This is a genomic window from Globicatella sp. HMSC072A10 (assembly GCF_001811625.1).
Classification (GTDB): Bacteria; Bacillota; Bacilli; order Lactobacillales; family Aerococcaceae; genus Globicatella; species Globicatella sanguinis.
This window is the reverse complement of record NZ_KV805808.1, coordinates 1-209: the sequence shown is the minus strand read 5'-3', so window position 1 is coordinate 209 and position 209 is coordinate 1. Positions and strand designations below refer to the sequence as shown.

The window sequence follows — 209 nt, the reverse complement described above, 5'->3', positions numbered from 1 at the left end:
GGGCGGTGTCTTAACCACTTGACCAACGGACCTTCTTTATATAATCGTCTATTCTGTACGGAGAGTAAGGGATTCGAACCCTTGAGACGGTCTCCCGCCTACACGATTTCCAATCGTGCTCCTTCAGCCTCTCGGACAACTCTCCATCTTAGAAGCTGTCTCACTCTATACAAAATACTCCGCAAGTAGGGCTCGAACCTACGACATCA

Annotated in this window: 1 tRNA gene; it reads right to left on the bottom strand. The window is 48.8% G+C overall.

Going from position 1 to position 209, the window contains the following annotated elements:
* Positions 1 to 58: 58 nt before the first annotated feature.
* Positions 59 to 145: transfer RNA gene (locus HMPREF2811_RS09540), tRNA-Ser, on the bottom strand.
* Between the last annotated feature and the right edge of the window lie 64 nt (positions 146 to 209).